Genomic DNA, 18,763 nt, shown 5'->3' on the forward strand with positions numbered 1-18,763 from the left:
GTGTCATTTGACACCTTTAACGGGTGTCAAATGAACCACCAGAATATCTTTGCTTTATCAAATAGGCTCGCCAACTGTAAGTCTTTTCATTGTAATGAGCGTATTGACATTATTTGGCATAGAATGTAGGGACAGCATCACCATTCGGAATCTGTATGTCGATTTTTTGCCCCGGTAATTATTTAATAAGCTGTGCTCTTTTTCTCAGTACAGCATTAAAAGTGCCTTTATTTGGTTGTTAACTGGGATTTTTTCTCAGAAATTTTAATATAATTTTTTTTCGGAGAAAAGAGAAGGGCACGCTGGCTGCCCTTCTCTTTGTTATTATTGGATAATTTTTATGCGCTCAATGGCTTATGGAAAAAATCAAAAACCGTTGACTTTGATTATTTATAAATGAAATGATTAGTTGTTTTGTTGTTGGAAATCCTGCTATAGTAGCAGAACTGGCAATTTACATTCAAAAAGTGTCTCTATCATTAAAAGGAATCACAGGTTCATTTGCCGAAGGCTTAAATGGTATGCGGATCCATCGGCCAGATATTGTTTTTATCGGGGTTGACCTTTTTAAACAACATCAAGAAGAGTTTAACCTGATGCGGCAAATTTCCTGTGTCATCATCGTTTCTGATCGAATGGATGATGCATTTGATGCATTTGAATTTCAGGCATTTGATTATCTGGTTACTCCGGTTTCTTACATCAGATTTGTTAAAAGCATTGAGAAGTTTAGTAGTATAGGCAGGAGGCCATATGCTATTTCTGAAAAACATCGGGTCGAATCAATTCAAGATGCGTTTTTTGTGAAGGTTGATTCGAAAGGGATGAAAGAAATTCTGATCAAGTATTCTGATCTTGTTTTTGTTGAAGCCATGCAGAACTATGTTAATTTATATGTTGAAAATGGTCGGACTTATCTAAGTTATAACACACTGAAAGAAATGGAAGAGAACTTGCCCAGAAATTTATTCATCCGGGTACATAAGTCATACATCATTAATGATAGTAAAATTACTTCTATCGAGGGTAATGTTGTTTGTCTAAATGATAATCAAAAGTGGAAGATTAATATTGGTAATGCTTTTAAAAAAGCATTTTTAGAAAAGAAAAATAAAAAGATCCTTAATGCATACAAGCTCAGTTTGTTGTTAGCTTTTTTATTGGCTATTTAAATAATTGTATTATTGACATTTTTTTAGTGCTCTGATATCGAAAGTCCATAGATTTTTGAAATGACATATTTTTTGATAGTCAAGTGATTCCATGTGTTCATCAAGGGAAATATAGCGTTCGTCAAAATAATTTCCTGCAGATGTTTATGAGTTGTAATTTTCCAAAACACGCTGAGTTATATCTGTGACGAAGCGATTTCTCCCCGTATAAACTTATACCAGTTATGAATGTCAATGTTTTGCCTGATTTTAAAAATTATGAAAAATGATTAAAAGACTATTTTTTACAATTCTGTGGATGGGCATCATAGCCTCGGTTAACGGTCAGAATATGCAGTCGCTTGCTCCGCCCATCCCTACTTCTCCACAGGCGGTCTCTATTATGCAGCATGGAGAATTTGGAATTAATTATTATACCGGCATTCCAAACATTTCGATTCCACTCTACACAATTGACCATTATGGATACAAGCTCCCAGTTGCGCTGAGTTATTACCCCCAGCCAGTGAAACCGGGCTACAATTATGATGTGTATGGGCATGGATGGGGGCTTTCTATAAACAGTTGCGTTTCCAGAACGATCAAAGCATTGCCGGATGAACAGAATGATTTTAAACTGGAATCAAATCTCTTGTATCAGAGTTATGATACGTATAAAGACGGTCTGCTGACTAATTACAATTGGGAACACGATGCGTTCAATGTGAGCTTGCCCGATGGTTCCGGCTTCGATCTGATATTAGACCGAAATCAGTTCAGTGGGATTTTGCAATATATTGTATCCAACGGGCGAAAGCTAAAGATAGATGCGAATTACAGCTCATATCAAATTGAATCTTTTGTTATTACGGATGAGAATGGAGTAAAGTACACTTTTGAGGGGGGAGATACGCCGTATCTGGGAACAAGTGCTTTTCCGCAATCTTTTATCTCCTGGCAGCTTAGCCGCATTGATTTGCCTGCTGCTCCTGGTGCGCCTATCACTTTTGAATACGGGACCGTCATTGAATCCACCGCAGCTAATTTTGGCGAAGCCAATGTAATCATCAAACGTGTTTGGATACCTTATACTTCGGCAGGAGGAGTAAATCAATATGAAGGACATAAAGAAGCCATTTATGATAACATTAGCTACAAGATGAAATTGCTTTCATCGATATCTTACGGAAATACAATTGTTAATTTAAGCTACGAGAATGGTAGTCCTTCAGCAAAAAATTACGTTAAGGGTATCCAGGTTATGGACAATGGTACCCTAAGCCGCAACATCAGTTTTGGCGTCAATAAACGTAGTGCTTATATTCCCGGTTCAGTAACTGGCAATACGATAGCGCAACTTGACCGCATTAAGACCGTTGATCTTCAGTTAAACGACAGTACTGAAATATATCGTTTCAATTATGGTGGTAGCTATTACAGTTTCAGTGGTACTGACCATTGGGGATATCTGAATAGTACTGGTGGTCAGTATGGAGTAGGCCGTTTGAATGTGTTGATTGAAGATCGACCTGAAAACAACATAAATCCTATCGCTATTGAAGCCACAGAGGTTCCAAAAAACCAACGGGATCTTTCCCCCTATTATAATCTACGGTTGTCGTCGAACGCTTACGTGGACTCCCGTTTACCTTCGGATGCTTCCAGTCATGGTATCCTTGAAAAAATAATATACCCTACGGGGGGCTACACGGAATTTACATTTGAAAACAACCGATGCTTGACTGCTACTGATTATGATGGGAGCTATATCTACGATAAAAATAATTGGAGGGAAATGTCTGCAGGGGGCTTTAGGATCAAGAAGATTACTAATTATAAGGCTGAAAATATAGTGTCCGATGTGAAAAGTTTCCGTTATGGCCGGCTACATGATCCCTCTACCAACTCCCATACAGGTTTAGGAGAGGCAACTGTAGATCCAAACATCCTATCCTACTCAACTTTCAGTTCTTATCAGATCCCAACAACGATACAAAACATGCTGGTAGGCTTAAGTCCTGCCGGGCAGCATGAGTCGTTTGTAAATCCTTTTCCTTATATTCTAAATAATATATTTGGATGGGATTGCTCTATATCGGCTGCAAACTTCAGGAGGGTGCTAGATGGGCGAGTGCCTGTCGTATATCCTGAAGTTACAGTTTATGATGGAGATGTTGAAAATTCTCAGTGGGTCGCTCCGACTTTAACAGGTAAAACGGTATATGAATATGATGCTTACGACTACCGTTACAATGATACTTCCTTTTTCGAAAAACCACAATATTACGGTAATACCCTTTATTACGACCCTTACAAGTGCCGTTATAACGTGTTAAAAGAAAAGCGGGACTTCCTGTATACAGGTAGCGATTTTATAATCAAAAGAAAAGAAACTAATGATTGGATGGCTTCTTACGCTTCTGTAAACAATCATATGTTTGTGAATACCTATAAAACGGAATTTTATCCCGCCGGAACAACTGTTTCCGAATGGTTTACCAGTCGGGCAGACAACATCGGCCATAGTGTGCTTCAGGCTAAATCCATCACCAACTATGAAGGAAATGCCAGCATTAACTCAACTGAATCTTACATGTATAATTCCAATAACCAGTTGAATTACAAGCGTACCTATGACAGTCGGAATGTGCTTACAGAAACAAAAATGACTTATCCTGAGCTATCTACATCTGGCACAACGCCAACTATTATAGAAAAAATGGTGGGAAGGAACATTTTGGCCCCGGTTCTCAAGACAGAGACTTTTGTAGATGATAAAAAAGTTTCTGGTGTTAAAATGGACTATGCAGAATTTCCTTACGGCACATCAACCGTATTAATGCCTTCGCAATTGTCAAAGCTAGAAACCGGTGCTACAGGTGGCGTTTATAGTCTTGAGCATGAGGTGCTACGTTATTCCGCCAATGGAAATCCAGTCGAATTTGTCACTAAAAGCGGACAGCATGGTATTTACCTCTGGGGCTATAATGACCGATATATGATTGCGGAAATTAAAAACGCTACTTATGCTCAGGTGCTTTCCGTTTTAAGCCAGTCTGGAATCACAGATCTGCAGAACGGGGTTTTCGGAACTGTCTCTCCCAATATGGTGGTGATAAATGCTTTGCGCCAGCAGCTACCGACGGCCGCGGTAAGTACATACACTTATGTGCCGCTTGTAGGCATGACCAGTCAGACGGATGCGAAGGGCATGACGACATATTATGAATATGATAATTTTCAACGACTAAAGACTATCAAAGATCAAAATGGTCATGTCATTAAAAGCTACGATTACCACTATAAAACCAATTAAACCATGAGGAAATTCCAATATTTTTCACTACTGTTATTTGGAATAACAGTGATGTATACCAGCAGTTTTGCACAACAAAAACCAACGGAGCAACTGCGGCAAAAGCAGCAACAGCGAAACTTTTACCGAAAGACTTTGCAGGTCGATTCCGCTAAAGCTGAACAAGTAGCCCAGGTTCAGGACAATTACAAACAAGCCTTGAAAGCCATCATTGCCGATACCAGTTTAAATGAAACAGCCAGGCGAGCCCGGATCGAAGCAGCCATAGCCGGAAAAAACCAACGTTTGAAGCAACTGCTGAACCCGGCCCAACAAGCCAGGATCATCCCTACAACAGAACTTACCCCTTCCCCTGTAGAGAAAAAACCATAACGCTCACCCATAAAAAAGACTGATGATGAAATCACTGTTCACACTTTTAGCCATACTGTGTCTTGGTTATACCGCTGTATTTGCCCAGAGTTCGATGTATAATCCCTTTTTAATATCAACAAATTCTTGCTCTGGTAGTACATATACAGATTACCAGTATACCCCTAACTCGATGGACAGTTATGGGTATGCCAGTCCTGATGTCTGGTACAGCTTTACGCTGACCAGTACTACCAGTGTAGAGATTTCTACCTGTGGCAGTGATTTTGACACCTATCTTCGTTTGTTTTCGAGTAGCTATACTGAAATCAATTCCGATGATGATCATGGTTGCGGTGGTGCCACCTCTTCAATTTACACCACTTTAGGACCAGGAACTTACATTGTGGCGGCTGAAGGTTATGCCTCCTATAGCGGGAACCTGCAAATCAGTTTTAATTTTTCGGGAAGTGGTACGCCCTCAGCAGGCTCCGGAATGACTTATGCAATTCCGGCCGGAGCTTTTAGCAGTAGCGGAACCTTTAGCGATACCCGGAGTAACGCCGATCCTTGTTTAGGCAACAATATCGGACATTCAAGCAATGATATTTATTACAAGTTCACCCTAAATGGTACGGCTGATGTGACCCTGATGCACTGCGGGAGTAGCATTGACACGTATATGCATTTGCTGGATGCTTATGGTACTGAAATCAATCAGAATGATGACAGCAATGCTGGTCCTTGTCCAGGTACGCCGGCTTATATTCATACTACCTTATCCGCCGGGACTTATTATGTCGTTTCGGAGGGATATAGCAGTTATGCCGGGAATATTACTACCAGTATCCAGGTGAGTATGGGTGGCAGTTCTGGTCTGCCGGTGATTACGTATTCCAGTCCGCCCAGTTTTTCAGTTGGTGCTGCGGTTAATTTAAGCCCGGTGAACACTGGAGGGGCAGTGAGTTCTGGCGGGCAAAGTACCATCACCCTTGCGGGGAGTGGTAATCCTGGTTTTTCTGATGGCTTTGGTGCTGCTGCTACGTTTGATTATGTGATCAATACAGCCGTTGATGCTGCGGGTAATGTGTATGTGGCTGATGCGGGTAACCACAGCATCCGTAAAATTACGCCTGCCGGACAGGTAACTACTTTTGCAGGAAGAGGATATGCGGGTTTTGCTGATGGTACGGGGACGGCTGCTGCTTTTATGCGGCCCGCAGGTTTTGCGATAGATGCCTCGGGCAATCTTTTTGTAAGTGACCAGAACAACCATAGGATCCGTAAGATTACCCCGGCGGGTGTGGTTACTACCTTTGCGGGTAGTGGTGCGGCCGGTTCGGCTGATGGGGTAGGTACTGCAGCGAGCTTCAACAACCCGATCGGGCTGACTTTTGATGCTTCGGGGAATTTGTTTGTAGCGGATTATACGATGCATAAGATCCGAAAAATCACGCCTTCGGGCGTGGTGAGTACTTTTGCGGGTACTGGTGCCCAGGGATCGACGAATGGGCCTGCGCTTTCTGCTACTTTTAATAATCCGATGGGTGTGGTGTTTGACGCTGCCGGGAACTTGTTTGTGGCCGACCGTTACAATTTCCAGGTGCGTAAAATTACGCCCTCAGGGATGGTCAGTACTTTTGCGGGTAATGGTGTTGCGGGGTATCAGGATGGTACGGGTTCGGGTGCGCAGTTCAGGCATGTGAACAGTATGGTGCTGGATAAGTCGGGTAACATTTACATCAATGACCAGACCAACAATATGATCCGTAAGATTACGCCTGCTGGGGTGGTTTCTACTTTTGCGGGTACCACTACTGCGGGCGTGGTGAATGGCACGGGTTCGGTGGTGCGTTTGAGCTCGCCTTATGGCCTGAGTATTGACAATGATGAGAACATTTACATTGCTGAAGACAATACCAACAGGATCAGAAAAATGACGATCCTGAAGGCTTATACGATCAGTCCGGCTTTACCTGCGGGACTGGTTTTTAACAACAATGACGGGACGATCAGCGGTACGCCTACGGCTGCTGCTCCGCTAACTACTTATACGGTTACGGCTTATAATGGGTTTGGAAGTAACAGTACAACTTTAAGTTTTGCGGTAACAGCAGGTGGTATTTGTTTGACACCCAGTCAGGATCAGAATTATGTAATTAGTTATGTTCCCAGAGAAGGGGGTATGACTACAGCTGCAGCTGTGGTAGCGGGCAGTTGTAATCCTAACCTGGTGCAGACTAGTATACAATATATAGATGGTTTGGGCAGGCCTTTGCAAACGGTACAGGTTAAAGGCAGTGGCAATGCAGATAAAGATGTGGTGGTACCTATCGCCTATGATGAGTTTGGCCGGGAGCGGTTTAAATATCTACCCTATGCAGCTGCTACTGCTAATGGTGCGTATAAAGCCGATGCACTGGCCCAGGTGATTACTTATTATGCAGGGCAACCTGCAGGGCAGGCGCAGGCTTTCACTACACCGTTTTCAGAAACCCGGTTTGAGGCATCGCCATTAAACCGGGTACTGGAACAGGGCGCGTCAGGTTCGGCATGGCAGATTGCGGCAAATAATACGGGACATACGTTAAAGACTGAGTACGGTACAAACCTGGCTAACGAGGTTAAATCATGGGCGGTTACTGCTTCAGGTGCTACGGCGGGTTATTATAACGCGAATACTTTATATAAGACTACGGTAAAAGATGAAAACTGGACTGCTGCCGATGGCAAAGCCGGGACTATGGATGAATACAAAGATCTTCAGGGGAAGGTGGTGCTGAAAAGGGTTTGGGAAAGCGATGGCAAAAGCCTGTCTACGTATTATGTTTACGATGATTTTGGGAACCTGCGCTATGTGTTGCCACCTGCGGTAAACGAAGGCACTGACCGCCTGGTGGGAGCTGTAAATACTTTCATTGAAAATGATGCAGAGTTTAAAAACTTCATGTACGGTTATCACTATGATGGCAGAAACAGAGTAACAGAAAAGAAAGTACCGGGGAAAGACTGGGAATTTATGGTTTACAACTCGCTTGACCAGGTGATACTAAGCCAGGACTGGAAGCAAAGAACAGAAGGGAAGTGGTTGCTGACTAAATATGACGCATTTGGCCGGGTGATCCTTACCGGTTTGTATACTGACAGCAGGCTCCGGCCGGAAATTCAGACAGATGTTGACAATTTAATCTTGAATAATCCCGGATATAAGTGGTGGGAAGAAAAATCTGGCTCAGGTGTGGGTTATACCAATAATGTGTTTCCGCAAAGCATCAGCTATTACCACAGTCTGAATTATTATGATGACTATGATTTTCCGGGCAATGTGTTTGGACAGCCCGACCCTGGCTTGGGGCAGATGCAGCCTCCGCGTACAAAAGGATTATTGACCGCTAGCAGTGTGACGGTATTGGGTACAGGCAGCATGTTGCTCACTGTAAACTATTATGATGCTGAAGGCCAGGTAATCCAAAGCAAAGGCCAACATTATAAAAACAATATCGCTGATCAGTACAATTATGATGAGATCAGTAATGTGTACAGTTTTACAGGCGAGCTGAAAGAAAGTACCCGCAGACATTACAGTAGCAATACGGAAGCTTTATATGTGTACAATAGGTACCAGTACGATCATATGGGGCGTAAGGTAAGTACGGAACAGAAAACTGGACTGAATTCAGTAACTTCCAATCCTCTGATCACGCTTTCTGCTGAAGGGTACAATGAAATCGGACAGCTCAGCCAAAAAGCTTTGCACAACGGTTTGCAAAATAGCCAGATTTATTACAACGAACGCGGTTGGCTGGCTAAAAGTGAATCTGCCGAATTCAGTTTCAAACTGCTTTATCAGGATGGGACAACTGCTCAGTACAATGGAAATATTGCGAACCAGGGATGGGGTGCGGGTAATGTTTATCCAAATACCTTCACTTACGGCTATGATAAACTGAACAGATTAGCGCAGGGTACAGGTGCCGGGATGACTGAGGTTTTGACTTACGATGTGATGGGCAACATCAAAAGCCTCAACAGGGACGGTGCCGGTGCAAATGTTTATTCGTATACGGGTAACAGGCTTGATGGGGTAGCTAACCTGACAGGTAATTATATGTATAATGAAAATGGAAATGCTACTTATGACGGTAGAACCCAGGCTACGATTGATTACAATGATCTGAATCTGCCTTCAACGGTGACATTGCTTTCATCGAACCTCTCATACCTTTACGATGCCAGCGGCAGGAAACTACGCAAGACAAGCAGCGTTAGTGGAGCTGTTGATTATATAAATGGTATTCATTATAAGCCTGATGGAAGTATCGATTTTGTCCAGACTGAAGTTGGTCTAGCCCGCCGCAGTGGTACGGATTACAATTATGAATATACTTTAAGTGATCATCTGGGCAACGCGAGATATAGTTTTGATATTTCTGGAGGGATTAGAAAGATACAGCAACAGGATTATTATCCGTTTGGAAAAATAAAAGAAAACGGACAATATGTTTTTGGTGAAAAAAATAAATATCTTTATAACGGCAAGGAGTTGCAAGAAGAGCTGGGACAGCTCGATTACGGCGCAAGATTTTATGACCCGGTTATAGGGCGGTGGAACGTGGTTGATCCGATGGCGGAGATGGACAGGAAGACCAGTCCTTATACTTATGTGTTTAATAATCCTATTTCTTTTATCGATCCTGATGGGATGTTTGGAGATTATTATAAAACCAATGGTGAATACTTAGGAACAGATAATAAAAATGACAATTTAGCTTATATTGCTGATTCTAAAAAATCTGATGGAACCTTTAAAAATGCTGTTAAGTTAAGTCAGACCAATAGCGAGCTGTTGCTTTTAGCATCAACTTCGTATGGAGAATCCGGCACATCAAATGTTAAAGCAGAAGTATTTGGTATTGCGAGTGCCATAATGAATAACAAGGAGGCTAGAGGAGATAATGCAACGATTTCTTCTACAATAAAAGGCTTTGCCTTTGCTGCTACAGACGGAAACGCAAGGACAACAGCGTTTAATGAATCGAGTAGCGAAGGAAGAAATGGTACCTTTATGCAAACAGCTATAAGCGGGGCGATCAATGCGGTAATGGGAGGTCCTGATATCTCAAACGGGGCAACCCACTGGGCTGGTTCAGATATAGGGTCTAAGGCTGAAAAAAGGGCTACTGGCGGGTTATTGTTCACCAACCCCGATCACGATATGCAAGGATTGGGAAGTAAAATGGTTAAGGGAGCTCCCATTACAGAGTATTACAAAGATAAAAATGGAGCAAATACTAAGGTTAGGGGCACGTACTCTTATAAATGGGAAACTACAGGCTCACAGGGAGGAACAACATTTATGAAAAAGACCAGTTCATTTATCAAGGCTTCTGGAGAAAGACGTTATTAACTATTCTATGAAACTATATATATATCCAATATTCACAGCTCTTTTTTTTCTCTCTTCCTGCATTAATGCACAGGAGCCCGTGTACAATAAAAAGAACAGCATCAAGCCTCAATCGGTAAGGAGTATCGATGATGTTTACGCTGAACTGGATTTTGGACAAGTTATTAAGCATAAAAAGATACAGGGCGAGTTTGTGTCTATAGAGACAAACGAGGCTACAGGCAAATACGTATCAAAATTGGTATCGAAGGAAAGTATGCCCTCCCTCAAGTATGTGAGTTATGCGGAGGATAAAAAAGATGTGTTTGTTTTTGGCAAACAGACTTTTAATCTGAAGAATAAAATGGATCCTTCTTCATTGTCCGCATATTGGCTTTATAGCTATGGCAGGAATTATCTGTGCATTATTGGAAAAGGTCAATCCGCATCGGGTTCTGGAGTACAGGTATCCTATTTTGCGCTTCTTGAGCTAGAAAACTCTCGGAAAGCCAAGTCTTGCCAAGAGTTTGTAAGTCGTTTCGGAAACATAAACAGTCTTGTTGACTATAATAAAAATGGAGATATAGCCTACTTAAGAATTGTTAATGGAAAAGAAATGGGGCAATATCTTTTGACAATAAATGATATTAAAACTAACCAGCAATTAGGCAAGAGATCGCTTTTGCTTAAGTACGAGTTGAATGATAAGTTCATAGTGCTCCAGAATAATGCGAACTAAGACCCTGTAACGAATAAACAACAAAGCCCTCGATTTGAGGGCTTTGTTGTTTTAGTGCGAATACGCCTTGCCTGTTTTTGCATCACGGATGATTGCGTTTGCCAGGAAAAGTAGTTTATCCTTGATTGATGGTTCGAGTTCCTCTATTTCGTCAATAAGTTTCAGGGTCTGTTTATCAAAGCTGGCCTTGTCGCTGTCGCCAGCCAGATAATCAAGCGATACCTCCAGTGCATCGGCAATCTTCTTTGCCACGTCTACCGATGGGGAAACCTCGTTGCGCTCATAGCGTCCGATGATCTCACGGGACACTCCCGCTTCCCTTGCCAGTTCTGCCTGTGATATCTTTTTTGCCTTGCGCAATGCCGCTATCTTATCTCCTATGTTCATAATAATGCACAAAAGGATGCTTAATCCAGTTGAATAGTCCAAATGTAGAGAACAAAAGTTAATTGGACAAATCCCATCCAACTGACCCCTTCCCGCCAAATTTAGATTGATCTCTTTTGCTGTTTGAAATCAGGTTCTTACGTTAAATCTTTAAATTGGCCAAAGGGGGTCAGTAATTTTGGATCGTCCACTTTACTGCTTTTCCTTCTGAGGCTATCTTTGCTGTAACATATGATCAACCTTACCAGTAGCAGAAACTCTCCGAAGAACGAAATTACCCCTCTTGTAAAACCCGAACAAAAAACTAACTTTACGGTAAAGGAACGTTCTTTATAAAGCTAAAAAGTCGCTGCCAGCGAATCCGGTGAACTGTAAAAAAGTTGCATAAGGGCGTTAGATTATGGTGAACGTTTTTATGATCCGGTGATTGGAAGATGGAACGTAATGGATCCTTTAGCAGAGAAGGGAAGAAGATGGTCTCCATATACGTATGCGTTCAATAACCCGATCAGATTTGTGGATCCAGATGGGATGTGGCCTTGGCCAGGTGAAGGTTTATGGAACTCAATCAAAAGCTGGTTGAATTCTCCTGCAGACCAGAGCCAGAAGTTAGGGTTGTCCTATCAACAAAGTTATGGACAAAGAGGAGTTACCCCTGCTGATGTTTATAATAAGGATTTGACAAAGGGTGAGTACTATGCACAATCAATTGCAGCGTCAAATTTAAGCTTTCAGCAGAGTAACCCAGGGAACTTAAAAATTCCGGCTAGTGTAAGAGGAACGGCAAGTGTAGTGGATGATATCCCTACTACTACTACTACTACTACTACTACTACTACTACTACTGTAAAATATACGCAGGACGTGCCTGCTGGAACTGGATTTGGTCCAAACGAGGAGCCGATGAGATTTCAGGGGCCATGGACAACAGGTGATCTCGCGAGAGCTGCTGATGGTAAGGGGCCCTTGAATTTTGCTCCAAGAAATACTGCTAAGTCAGGGCGAGCAATGCCTTTAGAGCTTCATCATGCAGATATGATGCCGGGCTCTGCAATACATGAGGTTAAGCCAGTACATCAAAGTTATGTACCCCATCTTAATAAATCAAAACAAGGAGTAACGCCCGAAATGAGGATGCGAGATGCACAGATGCACTGGTATATGAGGGGTAGGGAAATGGGCAATTAAATAATATGCAAATGAATAATTATCTAACAAAAGAACAACTAAGGGCTAAACTCAGTCTCGGTAAAGCAGTAGAGCAGTGGTTAGGGCATTATGAGAGTGATGGTGAAACAATTCTTAAGTGGGTGCGTATATACTCAGAAAAGGAAGAATATAATGTTTTATACATAGAGTGTTATGATCAGGGGAGTGTCGATAATCTTGATATCTCTGATTTTACAGTGGTGGATCCAGATGAGCCTTACGGGTTGCTAGATACTTTTTATACACTAGATGAAGCTGTCGAGTTCTCCTTAAATAAATATGGGGCTGTAATAGATCGTTTTGTAAATAACGGGATGATAGAAGAAGAATATCTTAACTATTTGAACAATAAGTAAGGAAGAACAGTAAAAGTCCCACACATGGGACACTTTTGTGTGTGTTATAACGCATCCACCTTAAAATAGAAGTTCAGAGAGGGTGTTTCATAAACTGTGTCAATATTGTAACTTTAAACTATCGACATAAGATACTGCAACACAAGAAGACTTTGATTTCGAAAGCTTCAAAAAAGAAGCTATAGCAGGCTTATATGCCGGCAAAAAAATGACAGGCACGGATGGAGTTCTTGCACCAATGATGAAACACTTTCTGGAGTCAATGCTTAGCGGCGAGCTGGAGCACCATATTTCTGAGAGCAAACTGGCTGATCAGCCCAATCGTAAGAATGGCAAAAGTAAGAAGACTGTTCGCAGTTTAAGCTCCGGAGAGTTCGAGCTGGAGACCGGTCGTGACCAACGTGGCACTTTTGAGCCTAAGGTTGTACCCAAACGCCAGCTGATCATTACCGAAGAGCTGGAAGGGAATATTCTTTCGATGTATGCCGTGGGCATGAGCACGCGTGCGATGCGTGATTACATTTAGGAGATATATGCTATGGATATCTCTGCTGCTGAGATCTCATGCATCACCGATAATGTATTGCCGGCAGTACAAGAATGGCGCAACAGGCCATTGGAGGTAGTTATCCTTTCGTGTTTTTAGACTGCATGTTTTTCAAGGTGAGGGTAAACGGATCGGTGGAAAACCGTGCGATCTATAATATTATGGGCGTGGATATCGAATGCAAAAAGATGTACTGGGTCTTTACAGTTCGGAAAATGAGGGCGCTAAATTCTGGTGAGTAATCCATCTGATTATGCAACTACTACAGTGAACGTATATAAAGTTGTAGTAACTGATACTGAGGATGCGAGTTTTCGCATGGAGTTTGGGGCAACAAGAGATGCCTTTACGGTCACACGGGATAATTACGCGTCTGCTTACACAGCGAATGGAAATGGAGATGGTCCACGTACAGCCTCTAATATAGCGTTCGAACCTGCAAAAGGAAGTTCTAATGTCTATGAGGGACATCAAAAAGAAGGTGGATATCCTAAAGGTGCTGCTGAAGCTATGTATTTGACTACACAGAGTGGAAGTACTGATTTGCCATCTTCTCCAAGACCAGCTGCTAAAGCCGCGGGTTATTCAAAGACTGGAAATACAGCAGATGGAGTAATGTTTCACGTCGGTGGTAATTACACAAGTGCTGGTGGAAAACCAACCCTAGCAGGATCGGAAGCTTGCTTTGGGATAGTTAATTCGGGTAATTCTCCAAAAAATCCATCTAATGCAGCAACGAATTCATTTATAAATAGCGTTGTTGGACAAGCTAATAAAAGTCAAACAAATCCAGGACTAATTCAGGTCGTAGTTGATCCAAGAAATAAAGTCCCAGGAAGTAGAACAGTATCACCATGATTAAGAATTTTTTAGTATTTATTTTCGGTTTAACATTTTTATGCTGTTTTGATGATCAAATTAAAGTAGTAGAAAGGATGTCTGCTATATTGATCGAACCAGGTTATTACATTTCAGAAAATGATAGCACTTTTGAATTCAAGAATCACAGATTTTTAGTAAAGACTAAGGAATTTTTTGATGAGAATGGAATGATTACTAGGGTTGCAATAAGAAAGTCAGAAGGCTATTTGGAGTTTTCAAAGGCAGAATTTAGCAAGTTGAAAGACTTTTTATATGATCATGGCTTTAGTAAAAGCCTAAAGGCAAGCATTATTGATGAGCATAGTATTAGATTAAATACAAAAAGCTTTGATGTCAAATATATCGATAGGCAGGAAAAAAAAATATTTTATACTTTAGGCAGTAAAAAAAATGTACTTTATTGTTTAATTTATAAATGATAAAACTCGTATTTGCTAATTAGCTGAGGGCTGCATATCTGTTATGCGGCCTATTGGTTTGTTTTGTAATCCCCAAGTTGTGTTTTTGGGTAGCCAAAAACCTGCTAATTCCGCCTTGGTACCCGCAAACATATTGAAGTCGAACTTTAGATTTTTTATGTCTCCGCATGGAGTCCGACTTTACCACATAGTAAAGCAGTCCATTGATATAATATAATGTTCAATCAGGAAAGGACGAATTAGAGAATCGGCACTTACTTACATACTTACTGGAAGGTGCAATTTTTATATCCACAGGAAAAGAGTTTTATCTAACCTATATCTAATATCTGGAAGAGGAATCTGTAATTGCAGAATTGCTATGGAATGCTTACGAAGAAAGTTTAGCGTGCTGCGATAGAGCCACATCGAACTTTGCTGCAGGCCCTACCGTAGTGTTAGCTTACATTTTATCTACCAAGTTATTCTTCTGATTCCACTCACAGCTTTTCCTGAAAACGTGATTGTCCAACGTCCGTAAGCATCAATGTTTTCAATGGTATTTTCAATGTTGTTTATGCTAAATTCAAGTTCAAAATTCCAATTATAATCATTTGCCGAAAATGTATTGTCCACAATTTGAACCCAATTCAAAAATCCAAAGTTGATATATTGTAGTTGTTCTTCGTTAAAGTATCCTGATTTTACTGCAAACGAAGTCAATGGTTCAATACTTTTTTCAACAAAAGTTGCTAGGTTAATTTCAAGAAAGTCAATAAGTCCTGATAAAGTCAGCCAATTATCTTCTGTAAAACTTTGTCGTTCAAGGTCAACTGTAAATTCAATACTCTCATATATTCCAAAATTCTCCACCCTTTCAATCCATTGCTCCTCATCTTTTGAAAATGTCAAGTCATAATTTTTCGCTTTTATATTTTTACGCTCTTCCATAATTAATCTTCAATTTTCTGTTAGCATATTTTAGGGCTGTTGTGTCCACCCCCCCAAAGCAACCAACGGGAGTAGTAAAAGTAGTTTTTGTATAGCAAAAACATAAACTTGCTCCATCAGGGCTCCTTGTAATGCACCAATGAGAATAGAGCTTCGGGGAGGCTATCTTTGCTGTTACAGATGATCTTCCTACCAGTAAAGCCGAAAAATCAACGCACCAACGGCCTTTGTAAAACCCAAACAAAAAACTAACTTTAGGCTAAAGGAACGTTCTTTATAAAGCTGAAAACTAGCTGCCAGCGAATCCGGTTAACAGTAAATAAGTTGCGCAAGATTCTATGACCCGGTAATTGGGAGGTGGAATGTGATTGATCCGTTGGCGGAGAAGAGCAGAAGGTTTTCACCTTGCGTTTATGGTAATAATAACCCTATAATCATGATAGATCCAGATGGCAGAGCTGCAAGGCCAGATTTTCTTATAACTATAATCATTTAAAGGATCGACATAACTACGATGGTCATATTACTCTTGATGAAGCTAATGGAATAGACAACAGAACTGGCATCGGTCGAGTTCTTCTGCCCTTACAAGGCATAGCCCGAATTATTCTGAGAAATTGGGGATAGGAATATTTCCTTATTATTATAGAGCAGTAAAAAAGCAACAAAATGAGAATTATAAGATTCATTTTTATCGGACTAATAACACTCGTTGGCCTAAAAGCATCTGGTCAGACTAACACTCCTTTCTGTTTGAAGAATTGGTATGTAGGAGAAGGAGTTATATTTCCATTTGATTACAAGCTCCCTATTGATATAAAAGAGGCGAAAAAGCACTTTACTCCATCTCTTGCAGATGTGAAGAAGGCAGAGTCATTTTTACTAAGTAATGCATCTGATGTAAAATACATTAATATGTTTGGTATGTATGAACCACGGAAGCTAAAAAAGAAATTACGACAATATAATCGTCAGTATATAGGGTATCAAAATGCCGAACTAGATTCAGTTATTTTGATTAATTTACTGAATTTTAGTAAAAGAAAACATGCAAAAAACAACTTTGATGATTGGACAAAGGAATACAGTCGGGCTAGGTGCCTTTTACGAAAAAAACTCTTTGAGAGTGTCAGTTAATTTAACAAAAAAAGAAGTATCAAGCAGATAGGGCGAAGGTTTAGATCATATTGGTTGAAACACTGTTAGATTATGGTGCAAGGTTTTATGATCCGGTGATTGGAAGGTGGAATGTGGTGGATAAGATGGCAGAGCACCCCAATTTCGGGGACTGTTACTGCCTTTATCTGGCAAACGATTCTTTCTTCTTTTACCCTCATTATTTGTGTTAGGTTTATTTTCTGTATTTTCAGTTTTAACAATCCTGAACAGAATAATTACGATCTCTATTATACTGATTAACATCATTCATGAGCCAATTACTACTCAGACAAATGATTCTGGAACAACAACTAAAGTGTACGGTCCTAATGAAGAGGTTGCAAAAGAATACAATAAAAGACATACGCCTGTAAATGAGAGAGATGATCATATGCATGATTATAAACCTAAACCTAATCCGAATAATCCTGATGCAAGAGAAAAACAAGGTGGTAGGAAGCCTAAGCCTGATGAACTTGAAAACGATAAGAAGAGACAAGAAAAAAGAGAAATTTAATACCTAATTGATGATAAATATTGGACGAAATGAAATTTTATTTGAAGCTTTAAGTACTGAGGTTAGTATTTTAAGTTCAAAAGTTGATAGGATTAATATCTTTTTAAAAGATTCTAATTTGTTATTAGAGATCGATTTACGGATATTATATAATGAAAATGAATTTTTAAAATTGATCTTTTCAGGTATCAGAGAGTATTCGTTTTATCATAATTCGGATTATTTATTTTATAACGTCGAGGAATATAAATTTTTAAGATCTAATGGGCTTTATTATCTAAGTTTTGATCCAGAAGTAAATTCTATGAATGAAGTCTCAGAAAATGATGGTGATTTTGTTTTGTCTGAAAATATAGAGGGATATATTTACTGAGCTGGAGTATGGAAATTAAGCACCGAATATGTCCTAAATGGGAGTGTAACACAAGGATAAATATCCGGCTGGGAACTTTATCGATCTGGCATATAATGCAACCCGTCGAAACACTCAGGCATCAGTTGTTAAAGGAGATTTATTAAATCGAGTGAAGAAAGATCCAGCGTTCCAAGCGTGGCGTAAGAAGATAATTGCTCAATATAAGATGAATCCTTTGCTTAAAAAACGTCTTGACTTATTTAAGCTTGGTGGTGACAAATTTTTTTCACTTGAAGGTGATTTGGTTAATATTTTACAGGAATATAACAAGGACAACGGTCTTGGTTTAAGTGATAAAGATATTACTACATTGTCTTTTTCAGGACAACAAGATTCCAAAGACTTCAAAAGTATATAAACGATCGTATGGAAATGAATAAAAGTACTTATAGGCAAGAAAAGGATAAATATGATTCGGAATTATCAAAGTTAATATATAGGAGGAAGTAATGAAAATATTCAAATTATTATGTGTTTTTACAGTTATATTCAAATGTTGTTTAGCCCAAAAAGTTGTAAGATATTATTATGAGACTAGTGATGTTTCAGCAAAGAACGAAACTAGTCCTGCTTTTGGTAAGTTGCAAAATTTCTCAACAGTAAGAACTTATATGAATGACTCTCAATTTAAAGAAACTAGATTATTCACGTTTGATAATAATAAATCCATTTCGTATAGAATTGTCAATCAAAAATGGTACTATAAGAATAATAAAAAATGGAAATTATTTTATGATTCTTATAGAAGAAAGGGAGGTGTAGTTTATTTAAGGGACGGTGCTTACGAAGTTGTGTTCGATAAACAGATTACCATTCAAGGTAAAATTTTACACAAGTTGTTTTTCAAACCTATTAAGATTTTTCAATCCCATAAACTTGCTTATTATTTTGATCCTAAGTTTGGTGTCGTTATAATTCAAAATTCGGCTGGTAGCGTTTTATTAAGAACTAATTATTTAATTAAGAAGTTAAATGAGAATGAATTAGATAGCCTTTAGGA

Annotated in this window: 16 protein-coding genes and 2 pseudogenes; 16 read left to right on the forward strand and 2 right to left on the reverse strand. The window is 40.0% G+C overall.

Annotation, left to right across the window (positions count from 1 at the left end; translation table 11 throughout):
• Positions 1–401: 401 nt before the first annotated feature.
• The 5 genes from IM797_RS09140 (at position 402) to IM797_RS09160 (ending at position 10,943) form a co-directional block, all read left to right on the forward strand.
• Complete coding sequence (locus IM797_RS09140) at positions 402–1,172, forward strand: LytTR family DNA-binding domain-containing protein (RefSeq protein WP_194126811.1); 771 nt, start codon at positions 402–404, stop codon at positions 1,170–1,172.
• A gap of 265 nt (positions 1,173–1,437) precedes the next feature.
• The gene (locus tag IM797_RS09145) at positions 1,438–4,467 is read left to right on the forward strand and encodes a hypothetical protein (RefSeq protein ID WP_194126812.1); all 3,030 of its coding nucleotides are present in this window, start codon (positions 1,438–1,440) and stop codon (positions 4,465–4,467) included.
• A 3-nt stretch (positions 4,468–4,470) separates the two neighbouring features.
• On the forward strand, positions 4,471–4,839 hold the full coding sequence (locus IM797_RS09150) for a hypothetical protein (RefSeq protein WP_194126813.1): 369 nt from the start codon (positions 4,471–4,473) through the stop codon (positions 4,837–4,839).
• A 22-nt stretch (positions 4,840–4,861) separates the two neighbouring features.
• Positions 4,862–10,225, forward strand: coding sequence for a DUF6443 domain-containing protein (locus tag IM797_RS09155; RefSeq protein WP_194126814.1), 5,364 nt, complete (start codon positions 4,862–4,864; stop codon positions 10,223–10,225).
• Between the two features lie 7 nt (positions 10,226–10,232).
• Positions 10,233–10,943 (forward strand): hypothetical protein, encoded by a 711-nt coding sequence (locus IM797_RS09160; RefSeq protein WP_194126815.1) that lies wholly within the window; start codon positions 10,233–10,235, stop codon positions 10,941–10,943.
• 51 nt (positions 10,944–10,994) lie between these two features.
• On the opposite strand, the gene IM797_RS09165 is transcribed toward IM797_RS09160, so the two are convergent.
• Positions 10,995–11,330 (reverse strand): helix-turn-helix domain-containing protein, encoded by a 336-nt coding sequence (locus IM797_RS09165; RefSeq protein ID WP_194126816.1) that lies wholly within the window; start codon positions 11,328–11,330, stop codon positions 10,995–10,997.
• Positions 11,331–11,714: 384 nt separating this feature from the next.
• On the opposite strand from IM797_RS09165, the gene IM797_RS28345 reads away from it, so the two are divergent.
• The 5 genes and pseudogenes from IM797_RS28345 to IM797_RS09200 all read left to right on the forward strand — a co-directional run bounded on the left by IM797_RS28345 (position 11,715) and on the right by IM797_RS09200 (position 14,743).
• Positions 11,715–12,518: an RHS repeat domain-containing protein gene (locus IM797_RS28345; protein ID WP_370583077.1), complete on the forward strand. Its 804-nt coding sequence runs from the start codon at positions 11,715–11,717 to the stop codon at positions 12,516–12,518.
• A gap of 11 nt (positions 12,519–12,529) precedes the next feature.
• Positions 12,530–12,895, forward strand: a complete 366-nt coding sequence (locus tag IM797_RS09175; protein ID WP_194126817.1) for a hypothetical protein — start codon at positions 12,530–12,532, stop codon at positions 12,893–12,895.
• Positions 12,896–13,136: 241 nt separating this feature from the next.
• Positions 13,137–13,684: pseudogene (locus IM797_RS28350) on the forward strand (transposase).
• Positions 13,677–14,300 carry a hypothetical protein gene (locus IM797_RS09195; RefSeq protein WP_194126821.1) on the forward strand — a complete coding sequence of 208 codons (624 nt, stop codon included), beginning with the start codon at positions 13,677–13,679 and terminating at the stop codon, positions 14,298–14,300. Before IM797_RS28350 ends, IM797_RS09195 begins: the two are co-directional and overlap by 8 nt.
• Complete coding sequence (locus tag IM797_RS09200) at positions 14,297–14,743, forward strand: hypothetical protein (protein WP_194126822.1); 447 nt, start codon at positions 14,297–14,299, stop codon at positions 14,741–14,743. The genes IM797_RS09195 and IM797_RS09200 overlap by 4 nt, the downstream gene beginning before the upstream one ends.
• 453 nt (positions 14,744–15,196) lie before the next feature.
• On the opposite strand, the gene IM797_RS09205 is transcribed toward IM797_RS09200, so the two are convergent.
• Positions 15,197–15,673: a hypothetical protein gene (locus tag IM797_RS09205; protein WP_194126823.1), complete on the reverse strand. Its 477-nt coding sequence runs from the start codon at positions 15,671–15,673 to the stop codon at positions 15,197–15,199.
• 328 nt (positions 15,674–16,001) lie between these two features.
• Between IM797_RS09205 and IM797_RS09210 the strand changes: the two are divergent.
• From IM797_RS09210 to IM797_RS09235, 6 genes and pseudogenes are all read left to right on the forward strand, one after another.
• A pseudogene (locus tag IM797_RS09210) lies at positions 16,002–16,127 on the forward strand (RHS repeat domain-containing protein); the annotation flags it as partial.
• Positions 16,128–16,342: 215 nt separating this feature from the next.
• A complete protein-coding gene (locus IM797_RS09215) occupies positions 16,343–16,810 on the forward strand; it encodes a hypothetical protein (RefSeq protein WP_194126824.1) in 468 nt (155 codons plus the stop codon).
• Positions 16,811–17,015: 205 nt separating this feature from the next.
• On the forward strand, positions 17,016–17,348 hold the full coding sequence (locus IM797_RS09220) for a hypothetical protein (RefSeq protein ID WP_194126825.1): 333 nt from the start codon (positions 17,016–17,018) through the stop codon (positions 17,346–17,348).
• Between the two features lie 10 nt (positions 17,349–17,358).
• Positions 17,359–17,721 (forward strand): hypothetical protein, encoded by a 363-nt coding sequence (locus tag IM797_RS09225; RefSeq protein ID WP_194126826.1) that lies wholly within the window; start codon positions 17,359–17,361, stop codon positions 17,719–17,721.
• A 151-nt stretch (positions 17,722–17,872) separates the two neighbouring features.
• Entirely contained in the window at positions 17,873–18,121 is a 249-nt protein-coding gene (locus IM797_RS09230; RefSeq protein WP_194126827.1) for a hypothetical protein, read from the forward strand.
• A 91-nt stretch (positions 18,122–18,212) separates the two neighbouring features.
• Positions 18,213–18,761, forward strand: coding sequence for a hypothetical protein (locus IM797_RS09235; protein ID WP_194126828.1), 549 nt, complete (start codon positions 18,213–18,215; stop codon positions 18,759–18,761).
• The last annotated feature ends 2 nt before the right edge of the window (positions 18,762–18,763 follow it).

The sequence above is a fragment of the Pedobacter sp. MC2016-24 genome (assembly GCF_015223055.1).
Taxonomy (GTDB): Bacteria; Bacteroidota; Bacteroidia; order Sphingobacteriales; family Sphingobacteriaceae; genus Pedobacter.